The 25,975-nt window shown below is 71.0% G+C and carries 26 protein-coding genes and 1 pseudogene; 15 read left to right on the top strand and 12 right to left on the bottom strand.

All coding sequences use genetic code 11. The annotated features are described in order from the left end of the window. Positions 1-96: 96 nt before the first annotated feature. Positions 97-1,572 carry an MATE family efflux transporter gene (locus AXA68_RS00380; protein ID WP_232745032.1) on the top strand — a complete coding sequence of 492 codons (1,476 nt, stop codon included), beginning with the start codon at positions 97-99 and terminating at the stop codon, positions 1,570-1,572. Between the two features lie 39 nt (positions 1,573-1,611). On the opposite strand, the gene AXA68_RS00375 is transcribed toward AXA68_RS00380, so the two are convergent. The 4 genes from AXA68_RS00375 to glyA all read right to left on the bottom strand — a co-directional run bounded on the left by AXA68_RS00375 (position 1,612) and on the right by glyA (position 5,302). Beyond that, a complete protein-coding gene (locus AXA68_RS00375) occupies positions 1,612-2,610 on the bottom strand; it encodes an ornithine cyclodeaminase family protein (protein ID WP_066411307.1) in 999 nt (332 codons plus the stop codon). Between the two features lie 47 nt (positions 2,611-2,657). Further along, positions 2,658-2,906 carry a hypothetical protein gene (locus AXA68_RS00370; RefSeq protein ID WP_066411304.1) on the bottom strand — a complete coding sequence of 83 codons (249 nt, stop codon included), beginning with the start codon at positions 2,904-2,906 and terminating at the stop codon, positions 2,658-2,660. 651 nt (positions 2,907-3,557) lie between these two features. Further along, positions 3,558-3,968, bottom strand: a complete 411-nt coding sequence (locus AXA68_RS00365; RefSeq protein WP_066411302.1) for a DUF3054 domain-containing protein — start codon at positions 3,966-3,968, stop codon at positions 3,558-3,560. Positions 3,969-4,054: 86 nt separating this feature from the next. Then, the gene (glyA, locus tag AXA68_RS00360) at positions 4,055-5,302 is read right to left on the bottom strand and encodes a serine hydroxymethyltransferase (protein ID WP_066411300.1); all 1,248 of its coding nucleotides are present in this window, start codon (positions 5,300-5,302) and stop codon (positions 4,055-4,057) included. A gap of 176 nt (positions 5,303-5,478) precedes the next feature. Here glyA and tbsP point away from each other — a divergent pair, with 176 nt between their 5' ends. From tbsP to AXA68_RS00310, 10 genes are all read left to right on the top strand, one after another. Next, on the top strand, positions 5,479-6,291 hold the full coding sequence (gene tbsP / locus AXA68_RS00355; protein ID WP_066411298.1) for a transcriptional regulator TbsP: 813 nt from the start codon (positions 5,479-5,481) through the stop codon (positions 6,289-6,291). Positions 6,292-6,386: 95 nt separating this feature from the next. Next, positions 6,387-8,174, top strand: coding sequence for a YcaO-like family protein (locus AXA68_RS00350; protein WP_066411296.1), 1,788 nt, complete (start codon positions 6,387-6,389; stop codon positions 8,172-8,174). 102 nt (positions 8,175-8,276) lie between these two features. Then, a complete protein-coding gene (locus AXA68_RS00345; RefSeq protein WP_066411294.1) occupies positions 8,277-8,615 on the top strand; it encodes a cupin domain-containing protein in 339 nt (112 codons plus the stop codon). Between the two features lie 85 nt (positions 8,616-8,700). Then, a complete protein-coding gene (locus AXA68_RS00340; RefSeq protein WP_066411291.1) occupies positions 8,701-9,201 on the top strand; it encodes a PaaI family thioesterase in 501 nt (166 codons plus the stop codon). Between the two features lie 107 nt (positions 9,202-9,308). After that, positions 9,309-10,457, top strand: a complete 1,149-nt coding sequence (locus AXA68_RS00335) for a beta-ribofuranosylaminobenzene 5'-phosphate synthase family protein (RefSeq protein ID WP_066411288.1) — start codon at positions 9,309-9,311, stop codon at positions 10,455-10,457. A gap of 25 nt (positions 10,458-10,482) precedes the next feature. Next, on the top strand, positions 10,483-11,319 hold the full coding sequence (locus AXA68_RS00330; protein ID WP_066411286.1) for an RAD55 family ATPase: 837 nt from the start codon (positions 10,483-10,485) through the stop codon (positions 11,317-11,319). A gap of 201 nt (positions 11,320-11,520) precedes the next feature. After that, positions 11,521-12,456: a hypothetical protein gene (locus AXA68_RS00325; protein WP_066411283.1), complete on the top strand. Its 936-nt coding sequence runs from the start codon at positions 11,521-11,523 to the stop codon at positions 12,454-12,456. After that, positions 12,453-12,980 (top strand): hypothetical protein, encoded by a 528-nt coding sequence (locus AXA68_RS00320; RefSeq protein ID WP_066411281.1) that lies wholly within the window; start codon positions 12,453-12,455, stop codon positions 12,978-12,980. The genes AXA68_RS00325 and AXA68_RS00320 overlap by 4 nt, the downstream gene beginning before the upstream one ends. A 59-nt stretch (positions 12,981-13,039) precedes the next feature. Beyond that, the gene (locus AXA68_RS00315) at positions 13,040-13,369 is read left to right on the top strand and encodes a transcription factor S (RefSeq protein WP_066411278.1); all 330 of its coding nucleotides are present in this window, start codon (positions 13,040-13,042) and stop codon (positions 13,367-13,369) included. 5 nt (positions 13,370-13,374) lie between these two features. Continuing rightward, complete coding sequence (locus AXA68_RS00310) at positions 13,375-13,884, top strand: hypothetical protein (RefSeq protein WP_066411275.1); 510 nt, start codon at positions 13,375-13,377, stop codon at positions 13,882-13,884. Positions 13,885-13,909: 25 nt separating this feature from the next. Here AXA68_RS00310 and AXA68_RS00305 read toward each other — a convergent pair. The 8 genes and pseudogenes from AXA68_RS00305 to AXA68_RS16950 all read right to left on the bottom strand — a co-directional run bounded on the left by AXA68_RS00305 (position 13,910) and on the right by AXA68_RS16950 (position 21,596). Continuing rightward, positions 13,910-14,532: pseudogene (locus tag AXA68_RS00305) on the bottom strand (alpha/beta hydrolase). A 47-nt stretch (positions 14,533-14,579) separates the two neighbouring features. Next, positions 14,580-14,978, bottom strand: a complete 399-nt coding sequence (locus AXA68_RS00300) for a DUF5778 family protein (RefSeq protein WP_066411272.1) — start codon at positions 14,976-14,978, stop codon at positions 14,580-14,582. Between the two features lie 141 nt (positions 14,979-15,119). Further along, positions 15,120-16,481, bottom strand: coding sequence for an NAD-dependent succinate-semialdehyde dehydrogenase (locus AXA68_RS00295; protein ID WP_066411270.1), 1,362 nt, complete (start codon positions 16,479-16,481; stop codon positions 15,120-15,122). 170 nt (positions 16,482-16,651) lie between these two features. Then, positions 16,652-17,602, bottom strand: a complete 951-nt coding sequence (locus AXA68_RS00290) for an A/G-specific adenine glycosylase (protein ID WP_066411267.1) — start codon at positions 17,600-17,602, stop codon at positions 16,652-16,654. A gap of 48 nt (positions 17,603-17,650) precedes the next feature. After that, entirely contained in the window at positions 17,651-19,039 is a 1,389-nt protein-coding gene (locus AXA68_RS00285) for a serine hydrolase (RefSeq protein WP_066411264.1), read from the bottom strand. A 193-nt stretch (positions 19,040-19,232) separates the two neighbouring features. Then, positions 19,233-20,573, bottom strand: coding sequence for an aminotransferase class III-fold pyridoxal phosphate-dependent enzyme (locus tag AXA68_RS00280; protein WP_066411262.1), 1,341 nt, complete (start codon positions 20,571-20,573; stop codon positions 19,233-19,235). A 153-nt stretch (positions 20,574-20,726) separates the two neighbouring features. After that, positions 20,727-21,002 carry a PadR family transcriptional regulator gene (locus tag AXA68_RS00275; protein ID WP_066411259.1) on the bottom strand — a complete coding sequence of 92 codons (276 nt, stop codon included), beginning with the start codon at positions 21,000-21,002 and terminating at the stop codon, positions 20,727-20,729. A 447-nt stretch (positions 21,003-21,449) separates the two neighbouring features. Beyond that, positions 21,450-21,596 carry a hypothetical protein gene (locus AXA68_RS16950; RefSeq protein ID WP_179233942.1) on the bottom strand — a complete coding sequence of 49 codons (147 nt, stop codon included), beginning with the start codon at positions 21,594-21,596 and terminating at the stop codon, positions 21,450-21,452. A 145-nt stretch (positions 21,597-21,741) separates the two neighbouring features. Here AXA68_RS16950 and priS point away from each other — a divergent pair, with 145 nt between their 5' ends. Genes priS through AXA68_RS00255 form a run of 4 tightly spaced genes read left to right on the top strand, consistent with a single transcriptional unit; the run spans position 21,742 to position 25,941 of the window. Beyond that, positions 21,742-22,905 carry a DNA primase small subunit PriS gene (gene priS, locus AXA68_RS00270; protein WP_066411257.1) on the top strand — a complete coding sequence of 388 codons (1,164 nt, stop codon included), beginning with the start codon at positions 21,742-21,744 and terminating at the stop codon, positions 22,903-22,905. Then, positions 22,902-23,960 (top strand): DNA replication complex subunit Gins51, encoded by a 1,059-nt coding sequence (locus AXA68_RS00265; protein WP_066411255.1) that lies wholly within the window; start codon positions 22,902-22,904, stop codon positions 23,958-23,960. The genes priS and AXA68_RS00265 overlap by 4 nt, the downstream gene beginning before the upstream one ends. A 56-nt stretch (positions 23,961-24,016) precedes the next feature. Then, a complete protein-coding gene (locus tag AXA68_RS00260; protein ID WP_066411252.1) occupies positions 24,017-24,667 on the top strand; it encodes a DUF998 domain-containing protein in 651 nt (216 codons plus the stop codon). Positions 24,668-24,690: 23 nt separating this feature from the next. Beyond that, a complete protein-coding gene (locus AXA68_RS00255; RefSeq protein ID WP_066411249.1) occupies positions 24,691-25,941 on the top strand; it encodes an MBL fold metallo-hydrolase in 1,251 nt (416 codons plus the stop codon). Positions 25,942-25,975 lie beyond the last annotated feature (34 nt).

Here is a 25,975-nt window from a genome sequence, read left to right as displayed (position 1 = left end):
CGTCCCGCCTAACTCGGCGTTTCCGGCGTCGCCGATCCCTCCATCTCCGCCGGTTCCCGTGACCTTATGCGTGGACCCGGTTCAGTGTGAGAAGTAGTGGCAAGCGATCACTCGCTTCGGGAGATCCTCTCTCGGCTCCCGAACCCCGTTCATCGTCTCATTCTGGCCATCGGGCTCCTGCTCGCCCGGGCCGGACGGGTCGACGAGAACCGGGTACGCCGCACGACCGACCTCGCGTGGCCTCGAATCCTCACCGGGCTGGCTCGAAAGTCGAAAACCGCCGTCGACGTCGCGATGGTGGGGATCGCCGTCGGTCCGGCCGCGATCGCCGGGATCGGGTTCGCCGGGCCGTTCTGGGGACTGGCGTTCACCCTCGGCGGCGGCCTCGCGACCGGGACGATCGCCCTCGTCTCCCAGCGGTACGGGGCGGAGGCGTTCGACCGGATCGGCCAGGCCGTCCGGACGAGCGGCCTGATCGTCGTCGCGACGACGCTCCCGATCACGGCGGTGCTGTTCGCGTTCCCGACCGAACTGATCGGCCTGCTCACGGACGACGCACGGGCGATCGATCTCGGTGCCGCGTACCTCCGGATCGTCGCCCTCGGGATCCCCTTCGCCGGGCTCAACCTCGTCGGGGGGCGGGTCCTCATCGGGGCCGACGACGCCTGGACGCCGATGGTCATCCGCGGGGGCGGTGCCGTCGCCAACATCGGCCTCAACGCGGCGTTGATATTCGGATCGGGGATGGGCGTCGTCGGGGCCGCGATCGGGACCGTCGCGTCGAACGTCCTCGTCACCGCCGTGTTCGGAGTCGGGTTCGCCGCCGGACGGCTTCCGGGACTCGGCGCGTTTCCCGTCACCCTCTCCTTCCGCGGCCGATACGTCGATCCGGCGACGATCCGGGACGTGGTCCGCATCAGCACGCCCGCGGTCGGGCGACGCATGGTGTGGACGGGGGCCCGCTTCCCGCTTCTCGCGTTCGTCGCGCTGTTCGGGTCGCACGTCGTCGCCGCCTACGTGATCAGCCGGCAGGTCTGGGGACTGATCAACACGCCCGGGTGGGGGTTCGCCCTCGCGGCGAGCAGCCTCGTGGGACAGTCGCTCGGCGAGAACGACGAGGACCTCGCCGAGGCGTACGGCCACGAGATCACGTATATCTCCGTGGTGACGTACGCGGTCGGTGCCGGCGCGGTCTTCGTTCTCGCCGACCCGATCGCCGTCCGGTTCGTCGGCGATCCGACGAGCGAGACCGTCCCGGTCGCGGCCGCGCTCATCCGCGCGGCGGCCGTCGCCGTGATCGCCCGCGGGGTCGGAGGGACGTACGCCGGAGCCCTCGACGCCACGGGAGACACTCGCTGGCCGTTCTACAGCCGCGCCGCCGGAATGTTCGGGGTCGCCCTGCCGCTGACGTATCTGGGCGCGACGACGACCCTCGGACTGTGGGGACTCTACCTCTCGTACTTCGGCCAGTCGGTCGTCCCGGCGGTCGTCAACCGCTACCGCTTCTCCACCGGCCGGTGGAAGGCGATCAGTCGAGAGTACCGCCCGGACGCCGCCGCCGCGGACGACTGATCCGGCCGTCGGCCGCGCGTCGGACTCGTCGAGATCCGCTCAGCGACCCGTCAACGCCTCGCTCGCGGGCGCGAACTCGATCGTCTGTCCTCGCCCCTTCTCGCTCGCCCGCTCGTAGAGCATGTGGGCGGCCGCGACCGTCTCGATGCCCGTCCCGCCGGAGTCGAAGACGGTTACCTCCTCGTCTCCCGTTCGCCCCGGATGGGTGCCCGCGACGACGTCGCCCAGTTCGGCGTCGACCCCGTCCTCGTCGACCAGTCCCGCCTCGAGCGCCGCGAGGAACGAGCCGGCGTCGCGCGTGGCGCGGTCGCGGAGGTCGGGGACGTACGTCGCGCGAGCGACCAGTTCCGGCGGAAGCTCGTTCTTCCCGGGGGCGTACTGGCCCATCGCCGTGACGTGCGTGCCCGGCTCCACGTCGGCGTCGTCGATCACCGGGTCGCTCGCGGTCGTCGCCGTGATCACGACGTCCGCGCCGGCGACCGCGTCGCTCGCGCTCGCGACCGCCTCGACCGTCGCGTCGAGCCGGTCGTCGAACTCCGCCGCGAACGACTCGCGGTTCTCGGCCGTCGGCGAGAACACGCGGACCGCCTCGAACCGGCGGACCGTCGCGGCCGCGCGGAGCTGTCCGCGCGCCTGCGAGCCGCTCCCGATCACCGCGACCTCGGTCGCGTCCTCGCGGGCGAGCGCGTCCACCGCCACCGCGCCCGCCGCGCCCGTCTTGAACGGGTTCATCGACGCGCCGTCGAGGAGCGCCAGCGGCTCGCCGGACGCCGCGTCGAAGACCGGCGTCATGAACCACGCGTCGCGCTCGCCGAAGCCGGCGGAGTAGGTGTAGCCGCCCATCGCGCCCGTCTCCGGAAGGAGCGCGACGTAGGTCGTGAGCATCCCCGGCGGGTCGTCGCTGCCGAGTTTCGTCCGCGGCTCGGCGGGCGCGCCCTCGCCGACCTGGCGGTACCCCTCGCGGACGGCCGCGACGTAGTCGGCCGGCTCCGCGAGGTCGTCGACGTCGGCGCTCGTGAGAAACAGCGTGTCGGTCATGTCTCCCCCATCGGGCGGGGGTGACTAAACGGTACAGGACGCGGCGATCAGTCCGAGCCGGAGCCGGCGAAGGGGGCGGAAGCGGAGCGAGAGGCGGTGCCGGCGGCGTCGGCGGTCCGAGCCGCGTCGTCGAGGGGAGCCCGGACGAACATCGCGTGGCCCATGAGCGCCACCGCGATGCCCGCGCCCACGGGAACGGCCGCCGTCAACGACAGCCCGACTAGGTTCAGGAAGGCGGTTACACCGATCAGGGCGGCCGGAATGAGTCCGAGGACGTAGTCGTAATACCTACTCATGATTCGCGTGGATCTATACCATGATACCACATAATTGTTTCGCGTACCTCTGAAGTCATAGCTGTCGTGGGACGAGAGAACCATCTCATAACTTATGACGGGATCGGGGTAGGATCGTTGCCGGGATGCGGCCTCCTCGAAGTCCCGTCTTCGGATGTGGATCGGGATGAAACGGCCGTCATAGATCGAGTGCTAGTGGTGGGGCTGTTTCGTGAATGATCGATGTGAATTAAAACCGACCGTTACTGGCGCGGAGAACACGACCACGGCGGACACCGCCAAAGCCCCAGTCGCGAGGACTCGCGCGGCTCGTTGCGCGCTTCAGTCACTCACTTCGTTCGTTCCTTCCAGTGCTTACGTCGCCGGGCTTCGTCCTCGCGACTGCCCCTTTGAGTCCCGCCCGCCCCGCACAGCCCCCGCACCTCACGCCTCCCCAGCCTCGCCACTCGCGCTTTTCAAGCGCTCGTGGCGTCCCTCGCGGGCTCCTCGTGCCCCGCCGGGGCACTCGGAGGCGCGCCGACCGCACCGCAGAATCGCTCCCCTTCACCTATATTGACCGAGCCGAGTCAAAACGCGTCGTCCGCGGATTTCGACGGGACAGAGGGAAGAACGTCCATCCGAGAACTTGAGTCGAACCGCGGCGGAGTGCGGCTACCGCAGCCGGAAGTAGACCGCCCGCCAGCCGCCGAGCGCGACCGCGCCGGTCACGAGGATGACGGCGACGAAGATCGGGGCGACGCCCCCGCGGAACACGAACGCGCGCAGGACGAACCCGACGGCGGCCGCGGGGACCCACGAGCGCACGACGAGCGGGACCGACGACTTCGCCGTCTCGGCCGCGCCCGCGGAGTACGCGCCGACGAGCGGCGCGAGGAGGATCCACCCGATCAGGAACGGGGCCCACACGCCGAGCAGGTACGTCGGATTGCTCGCGAGGAACTCGACCGACCTGTGACTGAGCGTTCCGACGGTCAGAAACGCCATCAACACGAGGACGTCGCCGACCGCGAGCGGCGCGGCCGCGCGGTCGAGACGCCGGGCCAGAAACGACTGGTCGTCCATACGCCCCCGTCGGACCCGCCCCTACTTTGTACGTACGGATCCGCGCCGGCGGGGCGGAACCGCGGATATCCGGTCCGGCGGCCGGTTCACTCGTACAGCGGGTACTCCCGGCAGAGCTCGACGACGCGCTCGCCGACCTCGTAGATCACGTCGTCGCTGTCGGCGTCGTCGATCACGCGGTAGATGAGGTCGCCGACCTCGGCCATCGCGTCCGCGTCGAATCCGCGGGTCGTGAGCCCGGCGGTGCCGGCGCGGATCCCGGAGGGGTCGAAGGGCGAGCGCGTCTCGTCGGGCACCGTGTTCCCGTTGAGCACGATGTTCGCGGCCGCGAGCGCGTCCTCGGCGTCGCCGCCCGAGAGGTCCGGATGCGACTCGCGGAGGTCGACCAACACGAGGTGGTTGTCGGTGCCGCCGGAGACCAGGGAGAGCCCGTGGCCCTGGAGCGTCTCCGCGAGGGTCTCGGCGTTGTCGACGACTTGTTGCGCGTACTCCTCGAACTCGGGCTCGAGCGCCTCCTTGAACCCCACCGCCTTCCCGGCGACGTTGTGCATCAGTGGGCCGCCCTGCCCGCCGGGGAAGACGGCCTTGTCGACGTCGTCGGCGAACTCCTCGTCGCACATCACGATCCCGCCGCGGCCGGCGCGGATCGTCTTGTGCGTCGAGCCGGTGACGAAGTCGGCGATCCCGACCGGCGAGGGGTGGACGCCGGCGGCGACGAGGCCGGTGATGTGGGCGATGTCGGCGAGGTGGTAGGCGTCGACGGCGTCGGCCGCGGCCTGGATCGCCTCCCAGTCGACCGTCCGCGGGTACGCGGAGTAGCCGGAGACGACGATGTCGGGGTCGAACGCCTCCGCGGTCTCGCGCAGGTCCTCGTAGTCGATGTAGCCGGTCTCGGGGTCGATCTCGTACTGCTCGACCTCGTAGATCTGCCCGGTGAAGTTCGCCGGGTGGCCGTGCGAGAGGTGGCCGCCGTGGTTCAGATCGAGCGAGAGGATCCGATCGCCCGGCTCGAGCACCGAGTAGTAGACCGCCTGGTTCGCCTGCGTCCCCGAGTGCGGCTGGACGTTGACGTGTTCGGCACCCCACAGCTCCGTCGCCCGCTCGATCGCGAGCTCCTCGACCTCGTCCGCGTACTCGCAGCCGGCGTAGTAGCGCGCGCCGGGATACCCCTCCGCGTACTTGTTCGTGAGGACGCTCCCTTGCGCCTCCAGGACGGCCTCGCTGACGTGGTTCTCGCTCGCGATCATCGCGAGCGTCTCCTCCTGTCTCGTCCGCTCGCCGGCCAGCGCGTCCGCCACCGCCGGGTCGACCGCCCGGAGGTTCTCGTTGTCCATACTCCTCGTCGCGGTCGACGGCACATTAAGCCTGTCCGTCCGCGAGCGGAACGGGCGCGCGGTCGACGATCGGCGGATCCGCCGATTTCATCCGCGAGACGCCCCCAAACGGCGTTGTTCGCTTTCCAAATCCCGTTAATATTAAATAGATATCCGGATTGTATACGAGGAGATAGATGGTGTCGAATTTATTGGAATCGGACGTGGAGGACGTCCTCGAGGCGGCGTTCGCCGGGTCCGACGAGGAACTGTTCGTGATCGACCCGCCGGCGTCGACGATCGTCTCGCTCGTGGACGCCGCCGTCGACCGCGACGACCTCCCGGCGATGTCGATGCTCGCCGACGAGCGCGTGCTGAAAAGCGTCATGGACGACTTCCTCGTCGCCTCGAAGGCCGCGGACCTCCTCGATTCCGGGGCGTTGACGCTTCGCGTCCTCCCCGCGGACGCGGACAACGCGCTGTTCGTCTCCGAGTCGAAGGTCGTCGCGCTCGTGAACGCCGGCGACCGCGTCGCCGCCCTCTCGACGACGGACGAGGAGTTCGTCTCCGAGGTCTTCGGGACGCACCGCGACGCGTTCGCGGACGCAGGGGAGTACGCGCTCCGCACGCCGTCGATCAGCCGCGTTCGCGAGACGATGGCGGCCGACATCGGCGAGGACGTCCGCGACGACTTCGACGCGGTGCTCGCGTCCCTGGAGAGCGCGAGCGGCGACGACGGGCTCGACGAGGTGACGGTCTCGCTCCTCGTCGCCGCGCGCAACGACGTCCTGCTGTACGACATCTCGAAGTGGGGCGAGGACGTGGGGATCGCCTCGAAGGCGACGTTTTCCCGGACGAAGACCCGGCTCGAGGACGTCGGCGTCATCGACACGGAGAAGGTCCCGATCGACGTGGGTCGCCCGCGGCTCCGACTCAAACTCGGCGACGACCGGCTGGTCGGCGTCGACGCCGAGGAGTTCGCCGCCGCCGCGGCCGACCTGCTCGCGTAGCCGCGGTCGCCTCGTCGCGGTCGGCGTCGACCTCCCTCGTAGCCCGACGCCCCCGTCCCCGCGGGCTTTTTTTGCCTCCTCCCCGTCGACGCCGCATGGACATCGGACTGGTCGGCGACGGCCCCGCGGTCGAGGCCGTCTCGGCCGCGCTCGGCGACGTCGACGTGAACGTGATGCCGGTCGAGCCGTCCCTGCTCGACGGGTTCGACCTCGCCGTCGTCGTCGACACGACCGGATCGGCGACGTTCGACGCCGCGAACGACCTGCTCGACCGCTGGGTGGCCGTCGAGGTGGGCGGGGTCGGCGGGACCCCGCTCGCGGACGTCGACGCCGCGGTGACGGTGCTGGAGGACGCGTGTTACGACTGCCTCGGAAAGCGGGTCGCGAGCGGCGGCGCCGAGGCGGCGGACGCGCCGCAGGGGACGCGCTCCGCCGTCCGATACGCCGGGGCGGTCGCCGGCCGGACGGCGATCCGGCTGCTCGCCGGCGAACCGGTCGGCGACACGGTCCGAGAGGTCCCCGGTCCGACGCGGACGCTTCTCCCGGTGCCCGGCTGCGGCTGCGGCTCCGATCCCGGTCCGGCGCTCCCGCTCGAGGGCGAGCACCGGTCGATCTCCGGGGCATTGGAGCGCGCGGAGCGCGGCGTCGACGACCGGATCGGACCGATCGGCGAGGTGGGCGAACGCGAGTCGTTCCCGGTGCCGTACTACGTCTCGCACGTCGCCGACACCACGCCGTTCTCGGACGTCCGCGCCGCGGAGTTCGCCGCCGGAGCCGACGACGACTGGGACGCCGCCTTCATGAAGGCGCTCGGCGAGGGGCTCGAGCGCTACGCCGCGGGCGTCTATCGGGAGTCGTCGTTCACGACCGCGACCGAGGCCGACGTGCCGAACCCGGTGACGCCGGACGCGTTCGTCCGCCCGGACGACGCCGCGGCGTACGCGCCGGGGGACGAACTCGCGTGGACCACGGGCGAGCGGCTGGTCGGGACGACGGGTCCGGCGGGATCGCCGCCGCGGAACGGCGATCCGTCGCCGGATCCCGAGACGGTCGTCAGCCTCCCGGCGGAGTTCGTCCACTTTCCGCCGCCGGAGCCTCGGTACCGCCCCGCGATCACGACCGGGCTCGGTCTCGGCAACACCGGCGCGGAGGCCGCGCTGTCGGGGCTGTACGAGACGATCGAGCGCGACGCCACCATGACGACGTGGTACTCGACGACGGAGCCGCTCGGGCTCGACCTCGACGACCCGGTGGTCGATCGGCTCGAGAAGCGCGCCCGTGCCGAATCGCTGTCGGTGTCGACGCTGCTCGTCACGACCGACGTCGACGTGCCGGTCGTCGCCGCCGCCGTCCACCGCGACGGCGACTGGCCCCGGTTCGCCGCGGGGTCGGGCGCGGACCTCGACCCGGCCGCCGCGGCCCGGAACGCGCTCGCGGAGGCGCTCCAGAACTGGACGGAGCTCCGGTCGATGGGGAGAGAGACCGCCGGCGAGCAGGGTGCCGCGATCGGCCGCCACGCCGACCTCCCGGACGCGACGCGCGAGTTCTTTGACCCCGACGCGACGGTCCCGGCGACGACCCTCGACGCGCCCGACTTCGGCGGCGAGACGGGCGGCGAGTCCGACTCCCGGAGCGGGGACGGCGGAGTCGCCGAACTCGAGGCGGTCGTCGACCGCGTTCGCGCGGTGGGACTCGACCCCGTCGTCGCGCGCACGACGACCCGCGACGTGGCCGCGCTCGGCTTCGAGGCCGTTCGCGTCCTCGTTCCCGGCGCACAGCCGCTCTTCACCGGCGACCCGTTCTTCGGCGAGCGCGCCCGCGAGGTCCCCCGATCGATGGGGTTCGAGCCGACGCTCGACCGGGAGTACCACCCGTTCCCGTGAGCGCGTGACCTCGCCGGCGTTCTCCGGGAGTCCGGCGAGTGACCCACGCGGTCGCTCCCTCCGCCCCGCGTGTTTAAGTGACGGCGCGTCGCGGTGGGTCGTATGGACATCGTGTCTTCCGACGAGGTCGAGTCGACGGAGGCGGTCCCCGGCGTCCACCTCACCCAGGGGGCCGCGGGCGACGAGGCGAGCATCCAGCGGTTCTACATCGAACCGGGCGCGGAGGTCCCCGAACACGACCACCCGCACGAGCAGGTCGGGACGGTCACCGCGGGCGCGCTCACCTTCGTCGTCGACGGCGAGGAGCTGACGGTCCACGCCGGCGACACGTTCGCGATCCCCGGCGGGGAGCCGCACGCGGCGGTCAACGAGGGCGAGGTTCCCGTCGAGGGGTTCGACGTGTTCGCGCCCCCGCGACCGAACCCGGACTGGGAGGAGTAGCCGGCGAGCGGGGTCGGACCGCGCTGTCCTGCCAACCCGCGTCAGACGACGGCTCCGACGACCACCCTCCACCCCCGGACGATAGATGACGAACGAGGACACCGGATCCGACGGGACGGGAGAATCGATCGACGAGGAGACGGAGCGAGTCAGACTGGAGAGCGTCGAGGAGTACCTGAAGTACCTCCGGCGCTCGAACCCCTACTACGAGTGGCTCCAGCCGGAGCTGCTGACGGTCGAACGCGGGTTCGTCCGGATACGCCAGCCGGTCAGCGACCGGACGCGGCCGCCGGAGGTCGGTCCCGCGGAGGGGATAAATGGCGGCATTCTCATGACGCTGGCCGATGCAGCCGCCATGGCGGCGATCATCGCGGACGCGCTCGAGCCGGTCCCGCTCGCGACCACGCGGATCGACATGTCGTTTCACGACGGGGGAGACGAGCCGCACGTCGTCCAGGCCGACGTGATCGACGTCGGTTCGACGCTGGCCACGGCCCGGATCGAGGTGCTCCCCGAGAGCGACCTCGACGACCCGGACCCGCGGCTCTTCGCCTCCGGGGAGGCCACCGCGCGGCTGTTCGAGTGAACCGGGGCGACGACCCCGGAGGCGACCACGACCGCGAGCGGCCGGAACGGCGGTTTTCGCCCCCGTCTCGATCCCTTTTATGCGTCGGGGTCGAAGCGGGGACGACGATGGCACTCGCGAGCGCCGGGGCGCGGCTCCACTTCGGCTTCTGTAACCTCAGCCTCTCACACGAGCGCCTGTACGGCGCGCTCGGGCTGGCGCTCGCGGAGCCGCGGGTGACCGTCGAGGCGGTTCCAGCGGAGTCGGTGACGGTGGCCGTGGAGGCGGACGCGCTCGCCGGTGCCGACGGGTCCGGGGCGGACGCGGTCCCCGGCGAGGCCCGCGACGCGGTTCGCGACGACGCTCGCGACGCGATCCGTGCCGACGTTCACGACGAGGTCCGCGCCGACGCCCGCGAGTACGCCGTGACCGCCGTCGACCTGCTCGACGTTCCCGGCGCGGCCGTCACGGTCCGGGCGTCGCTCCCGCGACACGCGGGCCTGGGAAGCGGCACGCAGCTGGCCGCGACGACGCTCGCGGCCATCGCTCGCGCGCACGGCCGCGATCCGAAGGTCCGCGAGCGCGCTCCCGCGATGGGTCGGGGCGGTCGCTCCGGGGTCGGCGTCGCGGCCTTCGAGGCGGGGGGGTTCGTCCTCGACGCGGGCCACCCGACCGCGCGGTTCACGACCGACCGCCCGGCCGACGGGGAGTGGACCGTTCCGCCGGTCGCCGCGCGCCACGAGGTCCCCGACGACTGGCGGTTCCTGCTCGTCCGCCCGGACGCCGAGCCGGGGCGGAACGGGGAGAGCGAGGACGCCTCGATGCGCGCGGCCGTCGAGCGGGCGGAGCCGGGCCTCGCCGACCGGATCGCCGGGATCGTCACCCGTCGGGTGCTGCCCGCGGTCGCGGCGGGGCGCGCGGAGGCGTTCGGCGCGGCGGTCGCGTCGGTGGGGCGGCTCAACGGCGCGTGGTACGCGGACGAACAGGGCGGCGTCTACCGGCCGCCGGTCGGCGACGTGGTGGCGTCGCTGTCGTCGTCGCCGGCGGTGTTCGGGGCCGGGCAGTCCTCCTGGGGGCCGGCCGTCTACGGGGTCACGGACGCCGACCGCGCCGACGCGGCGATGGAGGCCGGCGAGCACGCGCTCGAGGCGGCGGGCGTCGGCGGCGGCGTCGCCGTCGTCCGGGCGGCGAACGAGGGCGCGCGGGTTCGTGGCGGGCCGGGCGGTTCGGACGGCTCGGGGAGCCCCGCTCGCGACCGCGACGAGGGACAACACTAAGCGGGCCCGCGACCCGTACCGAGGTATGTCGAGTGTCCCGTTCGGCGTCGCCCGACTGGATTCGATCCTGGACGGCGGCGCGCCGCCCGGAAGCGTGGTGCTGCTCGCCGGGGAGTCGGGAGCCGGCGCGCGGGAGTTCCTCTACACGAGCGCGGCGATGAACGCCCTCGGGCGGACCGACGAGGAGCTCTTCGACCTCTACTACGGCGACCTCCCCGGCGACGCGGCGGTCCCGCCGGAGGTCCACTACCTCTCTTTCACCGCCGGCGAGGCGGCGCTGACGAGGGAGATGGAGTACACGCTGGCCGAGGAGGTCGTCGACGCCGCCGCCGAGGGGATCGCGTTCCGCGACCTCTCGCCGGAGTTCTTCCAGCTCAGCCCGATCCCGCGGGAGTGGTACGAGGGCGAGACGACGACGATCGCGGATCTGGGCGACCACGGACGCTACGACGACGTGCTCACCGCCTTCGGCGACTACCTGACCGAGCACGCCGCCGGCAACGTGGTCTGTATCGACTCCGTGACCGACCTCGTCTCCGCCGCCTCCGACGACATGGAGTGGAGCGACGTCGCGATGGTGATGAAGGGGCTGAAGAAGGCCGCCACCCGGTGGCAGGGGCTCATCTTGGTGTTGGTCAACCACGACGCGCTCACCGACCGGGAGTTCGGCACGCTGATGGACGCCGCCGGCGGCACCCTCCAGTTCACCTGGGAGAGCGGCGGGTCGAAGCGGGCTCGGACCATGTTCGTCCGGGAGTTCCGCGGCGTCCTCTCGCGGCTGGAGGCGGAGAACATCGTCCGGTTCGAGACGGAGGTCCACGACGGCGGGTTCGACATCAGCGACGTCCGGAAGATACGGTGAGCGGCGGGTCGTGAGTCGGTCCCGCCGCCGCTGACGGCGACGAGGTCGACGACGCGGTCCCGCCGCCGCTGACGGCGACGCCGCCACGACCGCCGCGACCGCCACGACCGCCGCGGCCGCCGGGAGTATCGATCCGGAGAACCACGCGGCAGGTTACTTATGTCTCGCCGTCGAACGTGGCGTAGATGCAGGGGTACCGCGATGAGTGACTCCGACGGAGGGGGGACCGTCGAGGAGGCGGTCGACGGCGCTACCGGCGGGGGAGACGGCGTGGACGCCGCGGATCCCGAAAGCGACGGCCACGCCGTGGCGACCGCCGCGGATCTCACGGAGGACCTCGCCGAGATTCGGTCGGAGATCGAGGCGCTCCGCGCGTCGGTCGACGAGGACGTCGAGGACCTCCGCGAACGGTTCGTCCGGCTCTACCGCGATCTGGAGGGGAAAGCCGAGACGGACCACGACCACCCCGAGACGGCCGAGCGACTGGAGGCGGTCGCGGCCGACGTGGCCGGCGCCGTCGAGCGACTCGACGGCGTGGAGGCGCGCGTCGGATCGCTCGAGGACGCGCTCTCCCGGCTCGACGAGACGGCCGCGACGATCGAGAGCGACCTCGCCGGGATCGACGACCGAGTCGCGAGCGCGGAGGGGGAACTCTCCGAGACGGCGGACCGGCTCGCCGACACCGAGGACCGACTCGCCGCCGCCGAGGACCGCATCGAGGACCTGGCCGCGGCCGGCGAGGACCGCTCGGAGAAGCTCTCGCGCGTCGCGAGCGCGGTCGTCCGCGCACAGCGCGAGATCCGTGCGGTCCGACGCGAGCGCGCCGACCGCGATCGGCTCGACGCGATCCTCCGGACGGCGAACCGACACGGGGTGAAAAAGGCCGACTGCGGCGGCTGTGAGAACACCGTTCGTCTCTCGCTCCTCTCGACCCCGGAGTGTCCCTACTGTGAGTCGCCGTTCGACGACCTCGACCCCGCGGAGCGGTTCTACCGGCGCTCGACGCTGACCGTCGACGACAGACCCGCGCTCGAGGGCGACGTGGCTTCGAACGCGGACGACGGGGACCGGGCGAGCGGGGGGACGACGGATCGCGCCGACGGGACGACGGACGAGAGCGGTCGGGGCGGACGATGAGCGACGGCCCGCCCGACCGCTCTGAGGACCGGATCGACCGACCGGACGACGACGAGGCCGACCCGCTCGACGGGGATGAGGGCGCGAGCGACCCGTTCGATGGGATCGGGGGCGCGCGCGACGACCCGTTCGATGAGATCGACGACGACCCCGACGCGGATCCCTTCGCGGAACTCGACGACGAGACGGGGTCTCCGGACGCCGGCGGCGATCCATTCGAGCGGATGGAGGTCGACGAGGTCGACGTCGACGGGGTCTGGGACGCGCTGGAGGAGGACCCGGACGACCTCGCGGACGCGACGTTTCCGGAGAGTGACCCGCGCGAGTCGACCGACCACGTCGTCGACAAGCGGACGTACTGCCACCGCTGTCCGCACTTCGCGGATCCGCCGGAGACCGCCTGTACCCACGAGGACGCCTCGATACTCGAGGCGGTCGGCTTCGAGGAGTTCCGCGTCCGCGACTGCCCGATGGTGACCGACGACGGCCCCCGGTTCGACCGACACGGGCGGCTCGACGAGTGACCCGCGAGCGGCCGCGATCAACGGGGAGCATAAGGGCGCTCGGTCCCTACCGCGAGGAGATGCAGTTCTGTGACGACTGCGGCTCGATGATGGTCTCGCGGGATGGCGTGATGGTGTGTCGAAACGACGACTGCGGCGCGACGACCGAGCGCGACGAGGAGCTCGCCGAGCGGTTCGAGTCGACCACCGAACAGACCGGCGAGGAGGTGATCGAGACGGAGGAGGGCGCGAACTTCGAGGGCAAGCCCACCGCCACCGACGTCGTCTGCGAGGCCTGCGGCCACGGCGAGGCGTGGTACACGATCAAACAGACCGGCGCGGCCGACGAGCCGCCGACGCGATTCTTCAAGTGTAAGGAGTGCGGCCGCCGCTGGCGCGGCTACAACTGACTCCGATGCGCTCGCGACGACGGCTGCTCCTCGCGGCCGTTCCGATCCTTTCTGTCGTCGGATTTCTCCTCGGGCGGGGCCTCGGGTTCTGGCGTCTCCGGCTCGGCGTCGGGCGGCTGCTCGCGTCGCTGCCCGACGCCGTCCCGAACCACGTCCGGGTGCTGCCGCCGCCGCCCGACGAGTACGCCGGCACCCTCCCGCACACGCCGGCGGAGACCCGCGAGCGGCTGCCGGAGTGCGGCTTCTCCGAACTGATCCGCGCGTACTTTCACGCGTACGACCGCGACGGGGAGACGGTCCACGAGGTCGGCAGCTTCGTCCACCGGCCCGAGGGGATAACCGGCGACTGGCAGGTCCACGTCCGGCTGTTTCCGGCCCCGGACGGCTCGACGGAGGTGTGGGCACACTGGGAGCGGAACCCGTACGTCGCCCCGCTCGCGCACCTCCGCATGGAGGGGTACGACCCCGCCCGCGGCGAGCGGATGGCCGCCGAGCTGATCGACGGGCTGCGGTGAGACGGGTTCCGGTCGGGACCCCGAGCTACTCCTCCCCCCGGAGCCACCGACCGAACGCCTCGGCGACGGGCTCTGCGGCGTCGCCGGCGCGCCCGACGAGGAAGTGGTCGGCGTCGAGCTCGACGACCTCCAGACCCAGCTCTCGCGCCCGCTCGACGACCGGTTCCCAGTCGGCGGTCGAGTCCCGGGTCGCGTACACGACCCGGACGCCCGCGTCCCGCGCCGAGAGGTCGTCGAGGGCGGCGACGGCGTCGATCTCGCGCGCGAGCCGGTCGGTCGGTGTGAGCGCGCAGACGCCGGCGAGCTCCGGTCTGCTCGCGGCGGCGACGAGCGCGACGGTGCCCCCGAAGGAGTAGCCGAATAGCCCGACCCGCGCGTAGCGGTCGAGCGCCCAGCCGACGGCGGCGTCGGCGTCGGTACACTCGCCGTACCCCTCGTCGTACGCGCCGTAGTCGAACCGGAGGCAGTCGATCCCGCGGTCGGCGAGCGCGTCGCCCACGGCGACGAGGCGCTCGTCCCCCGGTGGCCACCCTGGCGGGGATGTGGCGGACAGGCGACGACGACCGCCTCGGATCGGGTGTCGCCCGCGGCGGTGTCCAGGGTCGCGCGAACGTCGCGGCCGCCGGGGATCAGAACGGGGTCGGTCATGGGACGGTATCGGTCATGGAACGGTGTCGCTCGCGGTCGGAGCCCCTTCAGGGGACCCGCGTCACGCGGTCGACGCCGTCGAGGTCGGCCAGGTCGTCGGCGAGCGCCGCCTGGTCGACGCCGGCCTCGTAGTAGAACACCACGTCGAAGGTGCCGTCCCGGAGGAGCTGTTGACACTCCCAGACGAACGCCTCCTCGTCGAGGGTGCGCCCCTGGAACTGGTTCGAGGAGAAGTCGGTGTCGTCGTTGCCCGCCTCGATGTACGTCTCGCCCTTCCCGGCGTGGTCGGCGATGACCTCGTTGGCGTCGACGGTGAGCTCGTGCATCTCGAGGTCCTCCTGTCCGGACAGCTCCGTGTGGACGACACAGCCGACGAGGTCGATGTCGCCGGGCTCTAAGAGCGCCTTCGTCCGTTGATAGAGGTCCGACTCCAGGGTCTCGCTCATGCCCGATCGTTCGGTTCCGACGCTAAACGAGTGACGGTTCCGGCGCGGCGGCGGACCGGTCCTGCCGGGTCGTCCGCTACCGCGCCCGATCCCGCGGATCCTACCGCCACCCGGTCCGACCTCGCGGAGTCTCCCGCCGGCTCACTGTACCCAGACGGTCTTCCGGTTCACGAACTCCTTGATGCCCGCCTCCGAGAGCTCCCGGCCGAACCCGGAGACCCCGACGCCGCCGAACGGCACCCGCGGGTCGGAGGCGACGACGCGGTTGACGTAGACGCAGCCCGCGTCGATCTCGCGAGCGAGCCGCTCGCCGCGCTCCCGGTCGGTCGTCCAGACGCTCCCGCCGAGCCCGAACCGGGTGTCGTTGGCCCGCTCGATCGCCTCCTCCTCGTCGTCGACGCGGAAGACGGCCGCCACGGGACCGAACAGCTCGTCTCTGGCGGCCGGGGCGTCGTCCGGGACGTCCGTCAGCACCGTCGGCGGGTAGAACGCTCCGTCGCGGTCGAGCGGCTCCCCGCCCGTCTCGAGGGTCGCGCCCGCCTCGACGCTCCGTTCCACCTGGTCGTGGAGCTCCGCCATCAGGTCGGCGCTGGCCTGCGGCCCCACGTCGGTGTCGCGGTCGGTCGGGTCGCCCACGGTCAGCGCTTCGGCCCCCTCGACGAGTCCCGAGACGAACTCGTCGTAGACGTCGTCGTGGACGACGAAGCGTTTCGCGGCGATACACGACTGCCCGGAGTTCTGGTTGCGCGCCCAGACGCCCTCCTCGATCGTCGTCTCCAGGTCGGCGTCGTCGAGGACGACGAACGGGTCGCTGCCGCCGAGCTCGAGGACGGACTTCTTGATCCGCTTTCCGGACGCGGACGCGACCGCGCTCCCGGCGGGGCCGCTGCCCGTGAGCGTCGTCGCCTTCACCCGGTCGTCGTCGATGGCGTCCTCGACGAGGTCCGAGGGGACGAGGAGCGTCTGGAAGGCGTCCTCGGGGAAGCCGGCGTCGCGGAGCACCTCCTCGATGGCGAGCGCGCAGCCGGGGACGTTCGAGGCGTGTTTCAGCAGGCCGACGTTGCCGGCGACGAGGTTGGGCGCGGCGAAGCGGAAGACCTGCCAGAACGGGAAGTTCCACGGCATCACGGCGAGGACGGGTCCGAGCGGCTCGTAGGAGGTCTTGACCTCCGATCCTGGCGGGCTCGGGTGGTACTCGTCCTCGAGGTAGGCGCTCGCGAACTCGGCGTAGTGGTCACACACCCACGCGCACTTCTCGATCTCGCCTTCCGCCTGCTCGATCGGCTTGCCCATCTCCCGCGTCACGAGTTCGGCGTACTCGGACTTCCGCTCGCGGAGGATCTCGGCCGCGGCGACGAGCAGCTCCTCGCGGTCGCGTCGGGGGCGCTCGCGCCAGGAGTCGAAGGCCGCCTCGGCGCGGTCCAGCGCGTCCGCGACGTCCGCCGCGTCGTCCTCCTCGTACGTCTCGACCGTCTCGCCGGTCGCGGGATCGACCACGTCCATGGACGGAGGTCCCGCTCTCCGCACCTATGCCTTTCCATGGAGATCGATGAGAAATAATTAAATACGGTTTCTATACCCGGGATATCCGAGATCAATGAAACCGAATATAGTTTCTCTCTTCGTTGTCCGTCTTCGACGCCTCGGAGGCGGTTCGGCGCGTTCGGACCGGACTACCGGAGGCGAGCGACCGTCAGATCGTCCCGTTCCTCGATCCTGACGAGGCCGTCGTCGGCGAGGTCCGAAAGCAGCCCGCGGAGCCACTCGCGCCCGTGCTCGCCGTCGGGCGTGTAATCCACGCGAATCCGGTGGCCGAGCGCGTCGAGGTCCATCTCGTCGTGCTCGCCGAGGAGCCGGACGACCCGCCCCCGGAACTGCCGCCGGCTCCCCTCGAAACTCGGCTGGGTGGGCACGTCGGGCGCGGTGAAGTCGCCGGTCCGGTAGGCGTGACACCACTCGCGCCACGGGCAGCCGGCCTCGTCACAGCGCGGCGTCTGCCCGCAGGCGACGCCGCCGAGCTCCATGATCGCGTTGTTCCAGAGCCGGGAGTCGCCGTCGGGCATGAGGCCCGAGGCGACCCGCTCGAAGGCGTCGTCGTCGTCGGGAACGTCGAAGGCGCGGTGGAGCACCCGTTTCACGTTGGTGTCGACGACCGCGTCGCCGTTGTTGAACGCGAACGACGCCACCGCGTTGGCGGTGTAGGGGCCGACGCCCATCAGTTCCCGAAGCTCCTCCGGGGAGTCGGGAAACGCCCCGCCGTACTCCGTCTCGACCTGCGTCGCCGCCTCGTGGAGGTACGTCGCGCGGTTGTTGTAGCCGAGCGAGTGGTCCGACCAGAAGGCGACCACGTCGCTCCGGTCGGCGGCGGCGAGGTCGGCCGCGGTCGGCCAGCGCTCGAGGAAGTCCTCCCACGCGGGGACGACCCGGTCGAGCTGGGTCTGCTGGCTCATCACCTCGCTGACGAGGATCTCGTAGGGGTCCGCCGTCCGCCGCCAGGGGAACTCGCGGTGGTCCGCCTCGTACCACTCGCGGAGCGCGTCGCGGACCGCCTCGCGGTCCGCCGGGAGGGAGGGAGCGTCGCCGTCGGCGAGCCCGGAACCGGCGACGTCGTCGGCGTCGGTCATACGCCCCGTCGGGCGGCGGGCGGTTTATCCGTGGTGGTCCGGATCGAGTCACGCGTCGGTCCGCTGTAGCCGCCACCGCTGGAAGCGGAGATCTACGCCTCCCTCGCCGGTGGGTCTGAACTCGACCGGCTCGCGGGCACCCGCGGCGGTCACGGTCTCGAAGGTCAGATCGTCCGGATCGGTCGAGGTCGGGTGGAGGCTGAACTCCCGATCGAGCATCGAGAGCGTCGCGGTGCCGCCGGCCGGTTCGACCTCGGCTTCCACCAGACCCCGGTGTGACTCGTAGACGCCCGCGATCCGGTCGATCTTCTCGCGGAGCGCGAAGAACGGGACGGCGCTGGGCCGTTTCCCCGACAGGATCGCGAGAACCGCCGGCCCGACGTACATGGGGTGTGCTTCGGGGGTCGCGTTCGCCCCGATGGCGACGCCGATCCCCGCCTCCTCGAGGAATCCGACGTACCCGGTCGAGACGGTGACCGTCCCCCCGTGTTCGACGAGCCGGTCGTCGAGGAACTCCCGGAGCATCCAGCCGTAGCCGTACTCCACTGCGGTGCCGTCCAGACGGGTTTCCCGCGTCGTGTACGGTTCGTGCATCGTGGAGACGGCGTCCTCGCCGACCAGCCGTTCGCCGTCGAGCGCCCCGCCGTTCATCTGCATCCGGAGATAGCGCCCCATCTCGTCGACCGAACTGAGCAGGCCGCCCGGGGCGTCGATGACCCCGTCGTGCGGGAACCCTCCCTCGGTCAGCCCGTCGTCGTCCCGATGGTAGCCCGTCATCGCGTCGTCCGTGTCGTCGAACGCCTCACGGTCGAAGGTGGACCGGTCCATGTCAAGCGGGTCGAGCACGTTCTCCCGCACGTACTCCCGGTATCCCGTCCCGGAGACGGCCTCGATCACCTCGCCAAGCACGGTGTATCCGGAGTTGTAGTAGTAGAACGGGTCGTCCTCGTCGACCACGCGCGTGTCGACCGAGCTCTCGACGTGACGCCTGAAGTCGTCCGCGCTGCTGAGTGGAGTCGTCGACGACTTCCCAGTGACGTACCGGGTGATGAGCGCGACGGCCGTCGCGTCGCTCGGCATTCCGGACCCGTGACACAGCAGATCGTGGACCGTGATCGGATCGCCCGGAACGTCCTCGTAGACCGGCAGGTACTCGGTCACCGGATCGGCGACGTCGAGTGCCCCCTGCTCGGCGAGTTGCATGACCCCGAGCGCCGTGACGGACTTCGTACAGGACCCGATGCCGTAGAGCGTGTCCGACGTCATCGGGGCGTTCTCCGAGAGGTCGCGAGCCCCGAACCCCTTCGAGTAGCAGTGGCCGTCCTCGGTGACGATCGCCAGACTCATTCCGGGAACGTCCCCGTCGACGAGACGGTCGTCGATGAACGTCTCAACGCGGTCGAGCGTCTGCTCCGACGGACGGTGCCGTGGTGACATACCGGGACGTCCGTCCACCCCCAATTAGTCTCATCCCCTCCTATAGGGGGTCACGTCGTCGCGCGCTTCCGGAGGTCGAGCACGACACTGGTGGCCCGTCCGACGTTCGCTCCGCCTCGATGCGGTCCCCGACGAGACCGAGAAACCAACGGCGGGGACCGGGGTGAGATCGGGATCGCGGCGGGAGAGTCTCTCAGGCGACGTCCTCGATCGCGGTCGTCAACAGCTCACAGCCGAGTTCGATCTCGCGTTCGGTGACGTCCATCGGTGGGAGGATCCGGATCACCTTCTGGCCGCACGCGAGGGTAAGAAGCCCGTGTCGGACCGCCCGGTCGACCACCTCGTCGCGGCGGTCGGTGGTGTCGAACTCGACGGCGAGCATCAGCCCCTTGCCGCGCACGTCCACGACGCCCTCGGGATCGGCGTCGCGCATGACCTCGAGGAACTGTCGACCGCGCTCGCTCGCGTTCTCCATGAGCCCCTCCTCGAGGATGGCGTCGATCGTGAGCGACCCCTGGAGCGCGCCGACGACGTCGCCGGCACCCCACGTCGAGGAGATCCTCCCGGTCTCCTCGGGGAACACGTCCGAGCGGGAGACGGTCGCGCCGACGCGGAGCCCCTTCGCGCTCGTGATCACGTCGGGCTCGAGCGCGTAGTTGTCCGCGCCCCACATCTCGCCGGTGCGGCCGAGTCCGGACTGGATCTCGTCGGCGATGAGGGTGATGTCGTGCTCCTCGACGAGGTCCGCGATCTCGTCGGTGAACGCCTCGGAGGGGAACCGGTAGCCCCCCTCGCCCTGGATCGGCTCCACGATGAGGTACGCGACCTCGTCGGGGTCGATGTGGCCGGACTTCGGGTCGAGCTTCTCGCGCAGTTTGGACTCGCCGCCGGCGAAGAAGCCGCACGAGCAGGTGTCGGCCGAGCAGGTCCGGTCGTCGCAGTACGGCACGTCGTGGACGCCGCTCATCTCGGGGTAGTCCCGGCGGTAGACGGACTTCGAGCGGTTGAGAGACAGCGCGCCGAGGGTCCGACCGTGGAACGCGCCCTCGAAGGTGATCGCGTACTTCGCGCCGTCGGCGTCGTCGTAGGAGATCTTGATCGCGTTCTCGACCGCCTCCGCCCCGGAGTTCGAGAGGAAGACGGTGTCCATGTCGTAGTGGGAGGTGATGTCCGTGAGCCGGTCCATGAGGTCGGCGGGGCCGGGCGTCGCCTCGCCCGGCGGCTTGCCGTCGGAGACGTAGAAGTCCTGGCCCGCGATCTTCGTCGGGTCGACCACGCCGAACTCCTCGAGCGGTTCGGTGATGAGCGGGTTGTTGTACCCGAGCGGCGCGGCGGCGACGTGGCTCGTGAAGTCCATGAGGACGTTGCCGTCGACGTCGGTACAGAAGGGACCCGTCGCGGGCGCGGTGCGGTCCCAGACGAACTCGTAGACGTAGGTGCTCGGGGCCGCCGATCGGTGGTGGTAGTCGACCCACTCCTGGGCTCGCTCGCCCGGGAACTCGGTCACTTCGGGTGTTACCGTGTCACGGTCCATACACTGCCGTGGATCCCGACGGCGAAAAAACGGGGGGCTACCATGGGAGGAGGGTGCGCGAGGAACGTCTCCGGGGACCGCGTCCGCGTTTCGGCTCGTTCGGCTCGCTCGACGCCGGGGGTCGGGTCGGTCAGTGCTGGGTCGGGGGTCCGTCTAGTGCTCGATGTACGTGGTCTCCCACTCCGTGCGCGCGTCTATCTCGCGCCGCCCGCGTCGGGTGAGCGTGTAGTAGTTCGTCCGGCGGTCGCGCTGTCCCTTCTCGACGAGCCCCTTCTCGACGAGCGTGTCCAGGTTCGGGTAGAGCCGGCCGTGGTGGATCTCCTTCTCGTAGTAGTCCTCCAGCTCGTCCTTTATCGCCAGTCCGTGCGGCTCTTCGAGGCCGGCGATGACGTAGAGCAAGTCGCGCTGGAAACCCGTGAGGTCATACATGCTGGTGTCCGGACATATACGCGGAAAATAAATAAATATACCGTTACATCGAATCCCGAATACGGGGCCATCCGACACGTACCGCAGCGAAGTGACCCGTTCAGTACTGTCAATCGAAAGACCATCGTTCCCGTATCGAGGGCCGTTTTCGGCGTGCGAGTGGTGTTCGAGAATAGACACGAACGGGTCGAAACGTCGGGATCCGTCACCGGCGAGTCGAAGGATCGCCGACTCTCGGCGGCTCCGGTCACGACGGGTCGATGAGCCGAGGGCTCCGGGTTCGTCGTCGACTTCGAGTTCGATCGTCGAGAACGAACGCGGGCCCCACGCGGAAAAAAGCCGCGTGAGGCGAGCGTTCGAAATTGGTCCCCGCTGACGCTTCGGCCCTCCAGACGAAGCGTCACCCGACAGTACCGGGTTGATACTAATAAACCTATCGTGCGCGGGTCACATGTGTTCCTCTTCTAACACCCATCCGAGCGCGCGCTTGTAGTGGGTGAACAGTTCCTCGACGCCCCGGTGGGACATCTCCTCGTCGGCCAACTCCTCGCACAGGAACTCGTACTGCTCGCGGACCTCCTCTTCCGAGCGCATGCGAACCGGTAGGGCAGGCCGACTCAAAGGGTTGTGGTCGCCGCCGAACGCCCGTCCGGATCGCCGCCGAACGCCCGATCGAGATCGGTCCGGCGCGACCGCGAGCGACACGCCTATACGGCGACCGCGGATACTGGGTGGAACGATGGACGATCGGACGCGCGAGTACCTTCAGGGGCGGTTCGGGGACTACTACCGGAAGACCTCGCTGTCGCCGCCGCCGGACGCACACCTCCGCGAGTGGGGACACATCCCGTGGACCCCGGGCTCGGGCACGACGATGGTCCGCCACCAGTCGATGTACGACCTGGGCGACCTCGACACGTTCTTCGCCGACAACGCCCCGCGACACGCGTACTTCTCGGCCGCGCGATACGACGACCCGGGCGCGTCGACCATGTCGGAGAAGGGGTGGCGCTCCGCCGACCTCGTCTTTGACCTCGACGCCGACCACCTCCCGGGGGTGGACCCGGATGAGGCGACCTACCGGGAGATGCTTTCGGCGTGTAAGGAGGCCCTCCTGCGGCTGCTCGACTTCCTCGAGGACGACTTCGCGTTCGAGGACCTCTCCGTGGTCTTCTCCGGCGGACGCGGCTACCACGTCCACGTCCGCGACGAGTCGGTCCGGGAGCTGGGAAGCGAGGCCCGACGGGAGGTCGTCGACTACGTCCGCGCGATAGACCTCGACGTCGACGGGCTGATCCGCACCGTCTCCGACCGCGGAACCACGAAGCGCGTGCTCCGGACCGAGGGCGGCTGGGGGGCGCGCGTCCACGAGGCGCTCGTCGAGTACGCCGACGACCTCCGGGAGATGGACGACGAGGACGCCCGCGAGCGGCTCATGGAACTCGACGGGATCGGCGAGGGCCGCGCCGAGACGATCCTGGGCGCGTTCGACCGCAACCCCGACGCGGTCCGCGAGGGCAACGTCGAGGCCGGCGGGCCGGGCGTGCGCCGGCTCGTCTCCGCGCTCGCCGCCCGGGTGGCCGCGACCGACGCCGCCCCGATCGACGAGCCGGTGACGACCGACACGCGCCGGCTCATCCGCCTGCCCGGAACGCTCCACGGCGGGTCGGGGCTCGTCGTCACGCCGATCGACCGCGACGACCTCGACGCGTTCGACCCGCTTCGCGACGCGGTCCCCGACCGCTTCGTCGGCCGCGACATCCGGATCGAGACCGACGAGGACGCGACGGTAGAATTAAACGGCAAGAGGGTCACACTCCAAGCCGGCGAGAACACCGTACCCGAGTTCGCGGGCGTCTTCCTGATGGCCCGCGGCGAGGCGCGGAAGGCCCCCGAACGATGAACCTGGACGAACTCCGATCGGTACAGGCGAAGGAACGCCGCAAGGACAGCCTCCAGCACCTGCGGGACGCCTTCTACGACGACGTCGCCGCCTACGTCTCCGACCTGCGCGCCGCGCGCGACCGGCGCGCGGAGCAGGTGGACAACCCCTTCTCCGACGACGACGTCCGGCGGATGTCCGACGAGCTCGAGACCGCGGAGGAGGTCGCGGAGGCGCTGTACGAGCGCCGCGTCGGCAAGGTGGTCAAGCTCGCGTCGTTCGCGGCGGCGGACATGTCCGTCGAGACGGAGGGGATGACGAGCCAGGAGCGCGCGCTCTTCGACGACCTCGTCGCGCGGATCCGCGAGAACAAATCGGAGGTGCTCGCGACGCTGGCCGGCGACGCGCCGCCCGCCGGAGGCGACGCGTCGCCCGGCACGCCCGACGCGTCTCCCGGCACGCCCGGCACTCCCACGGATCCGGGTTCCTCCGGCGATCCCGATCGGCAGGACGCGACGGACGCCGTCCCGCCGGAGGTCGAGGAGCCGTCTCCGCCGGAAGCGGACGATCCGGTCCCGCCCGAGGCCGAGGAGCCGGCCCCGCCGGAAGCCGATCCCGATCCGGACGTGCTCGCCGGAGCGATGGGCGGCGATCCCGCGAGCTCGGCCGACGACGGGTCGTCTTCGGACCTTCGCGGCCCGACCGGTTCGACCGACTCCGCAGCCGGCTCCGCCACCGACGCCGAACCCGGTGCCGCGAGCACCGACGGCGGCCCGACGCCCGTGGAGCCCGACCCCGCGCCCCCCGGCGCGCCGGGCGCGGACGGTTCGGTCGACGGGGAGCCGGCGTCGGCGGCGAACGGGCCGGCCCCGGCCGAGGCGGACGCGCCGTCGCCGGCGGCCGACGCCGACGTGCCGGGGATCGACCGCGAGACGGTCAGGATCACCCGCGACGTCGGCGAGATATTCGGCGTCGACGAGCGCGAGTACGACCTCGCGAGCGAGGACGTCGTCACGCTCCCGACGGCGAACGCGGAGCCGCTCGTCGAGCGGGATGCCGCCGAGCGGATCGAGTGAGTCTCCGCCCGCTTTTCACGCCGGTCTTTTAAGCCGCTACTCGACGGCGTTCGACCATGGACGACGAGGGAAGCGTGGGAGAATCGATCGAGGAGCCGTCTCCGATCCCCGCCCGCGTCCTCGGCGCGGTCGCGACGCTCGCCGCGCTGGGCGGGATCGCCCTCGCGATACGCCTCGACCCGACGTTCTCGTGGACGGCGGACGCGCTCTCCGACCTGGGCGTCCGCGACCGGAGCGCCCCGGCGTTCAACGGCGGGTTGGTCCTCGGCGGTCTCGCGGGGCTCGGCTACGCGGCCGGGCTGTGGGTCCGCGCGCGGGAGAGCGCGGCGAGCGCCGCGGGCCGACTTCGGGCGGTCGTCTTCGCGCTCGCGATGGTCGCGATGGCCGGCGTCGGCGTCTTCGATCTCACGAGAGCGCTTCACGCGCCCGCGGCGGTCGGGTTCTACCTGCTCGTCACGGTCGTCTTCGGGATCGACGGGCTGGCGCGGCGAGACGCCCGGACCGGCCGGGTCGCGCTCGCGTTCGTCCCGGTCCACGTCGCCGTCTGGGCGACGTTCCTCGCGGGGCTCTGGCCGGTGACGGGGCTCGCGCTGCCCGAGTTGCCGGGCGCGTTCATGCTCGCGGCGTGGGTGTGGCTCGTCGGTCCCCTGCCGGTGGTCCGCCGGCGTTCCGTCCCGAGTCGCGGCGGCGATACCGACGGACACTAACCCGGCCGCGCGGTACGGACGCCATGGACGTCGAGTTCCTCGGCGGGGCCCGCGAGGTCGGCCGGAGCGCGGTCCTCGTCGACGACTCGCTGCTTCTCGACTACGGCCTGCTGACGGCCGACCCGCCGCAGTACCCGATCCGCGACCCCGAACCCGACGCGGTCGTGGTCTCGCACGGCCACCTCGACCACGTCGGCGCGGTGCCGGCGCTTCTGAAAGGCGACCGGCGGCCGCCGATCCACTGGACGCCGCCGACCGCCGACCTCGCGCGGGTCCTCGCGCGCGACACGCTGAAGCTCCACGGGAACAGTCCCCTGTGTCCCTTCTCCGAGGAACACGTCGCCCGCCTCGGCGAGGCGGAGGTGCGCCACGGCTACGGGGAGCCGTTCGCGGTCGCGGGCGGGGTCGACGGCGGCGGATACGAACTGACGTTTCTCAACGCGGGCCACATCCCCGGCTCCGCGCACGTGCTCGTGGACGACGGCGACACCCGTCTCCTGTACACCGGCGACTTCCACACCGACGACCAGCGACTGGTGTCGGGGACGACGGCGCGGCCCGACGCCGACGCCGTGATCTGCGAGTCGACCTACGCGGACGTGACCCACGAGGACCGCGCCGCGGTCGAGGCGCGCTGGGCGGAGCGCGTGCGGACGACGATCTGGGAGGGCGGCACCGTCGTCGCGCCCGCGTTCGCGATCGGTCGGACCCAGGAGCTGCTGCTCGTCGCCGCCGCCAATGACCTGTACCCCTACGTCGACGGGATGGGGATCGAGGTGACGCGACTGCTCCGCCGGCACCCCGAGTTCCTGCGCGACGCCGAGGCGCTCCGGCGCGCGACGGGGGCGGCGCGGTTCGTGACGGGACGCGACGGCCAGCGCGAGCGGATCGCCGCCGACAACGCCCTCGTGATCACCACGAGCGGGATGCTCGCCGGTGGGCCGATTCACTCGTACCTCCCGAGGATCCGAACGAACCCGACGAACGCGGTGACCCTGACGGGGTACCAGGTCGAGGGGACGCCCGGCCGGGAGCTACAGGAGCACGGACGGCTGGAGTTGAACGGGCAGGTGCGTCCCGTGAGCGCGCGCGTCGATTCTTTCGACTTCTCCGCGCACGCGGACCGGGAGGGACTGGAGTCGTTTCTGGACGACTATCGCGACGCGCGGGTGCTCGTGAACCACGGCGACCGGTGTGAGGCGTTCGCGGAGGACCTCCGGACGGAGGGGGTCGAGGCGAGCGCGCCGGAGTTGGGCGAGCGGGTGGAACTCTGACGACCGGATCTCACGACGCGACCGTGTCGGCGGA

Origin of the sequence: Halorubrum aethiopicum, assembly GCF_001542905.1 — an archaeon.
Lineage (GTDB): Archaea > Halobacteriota > Halobacteria > Halobacteriales > Haloferacaceae > Halorubrum > Halorubrum aethiopicum.
This window is presented reverse-complemented; position numbering and strand designations above follow the sequence as displayed.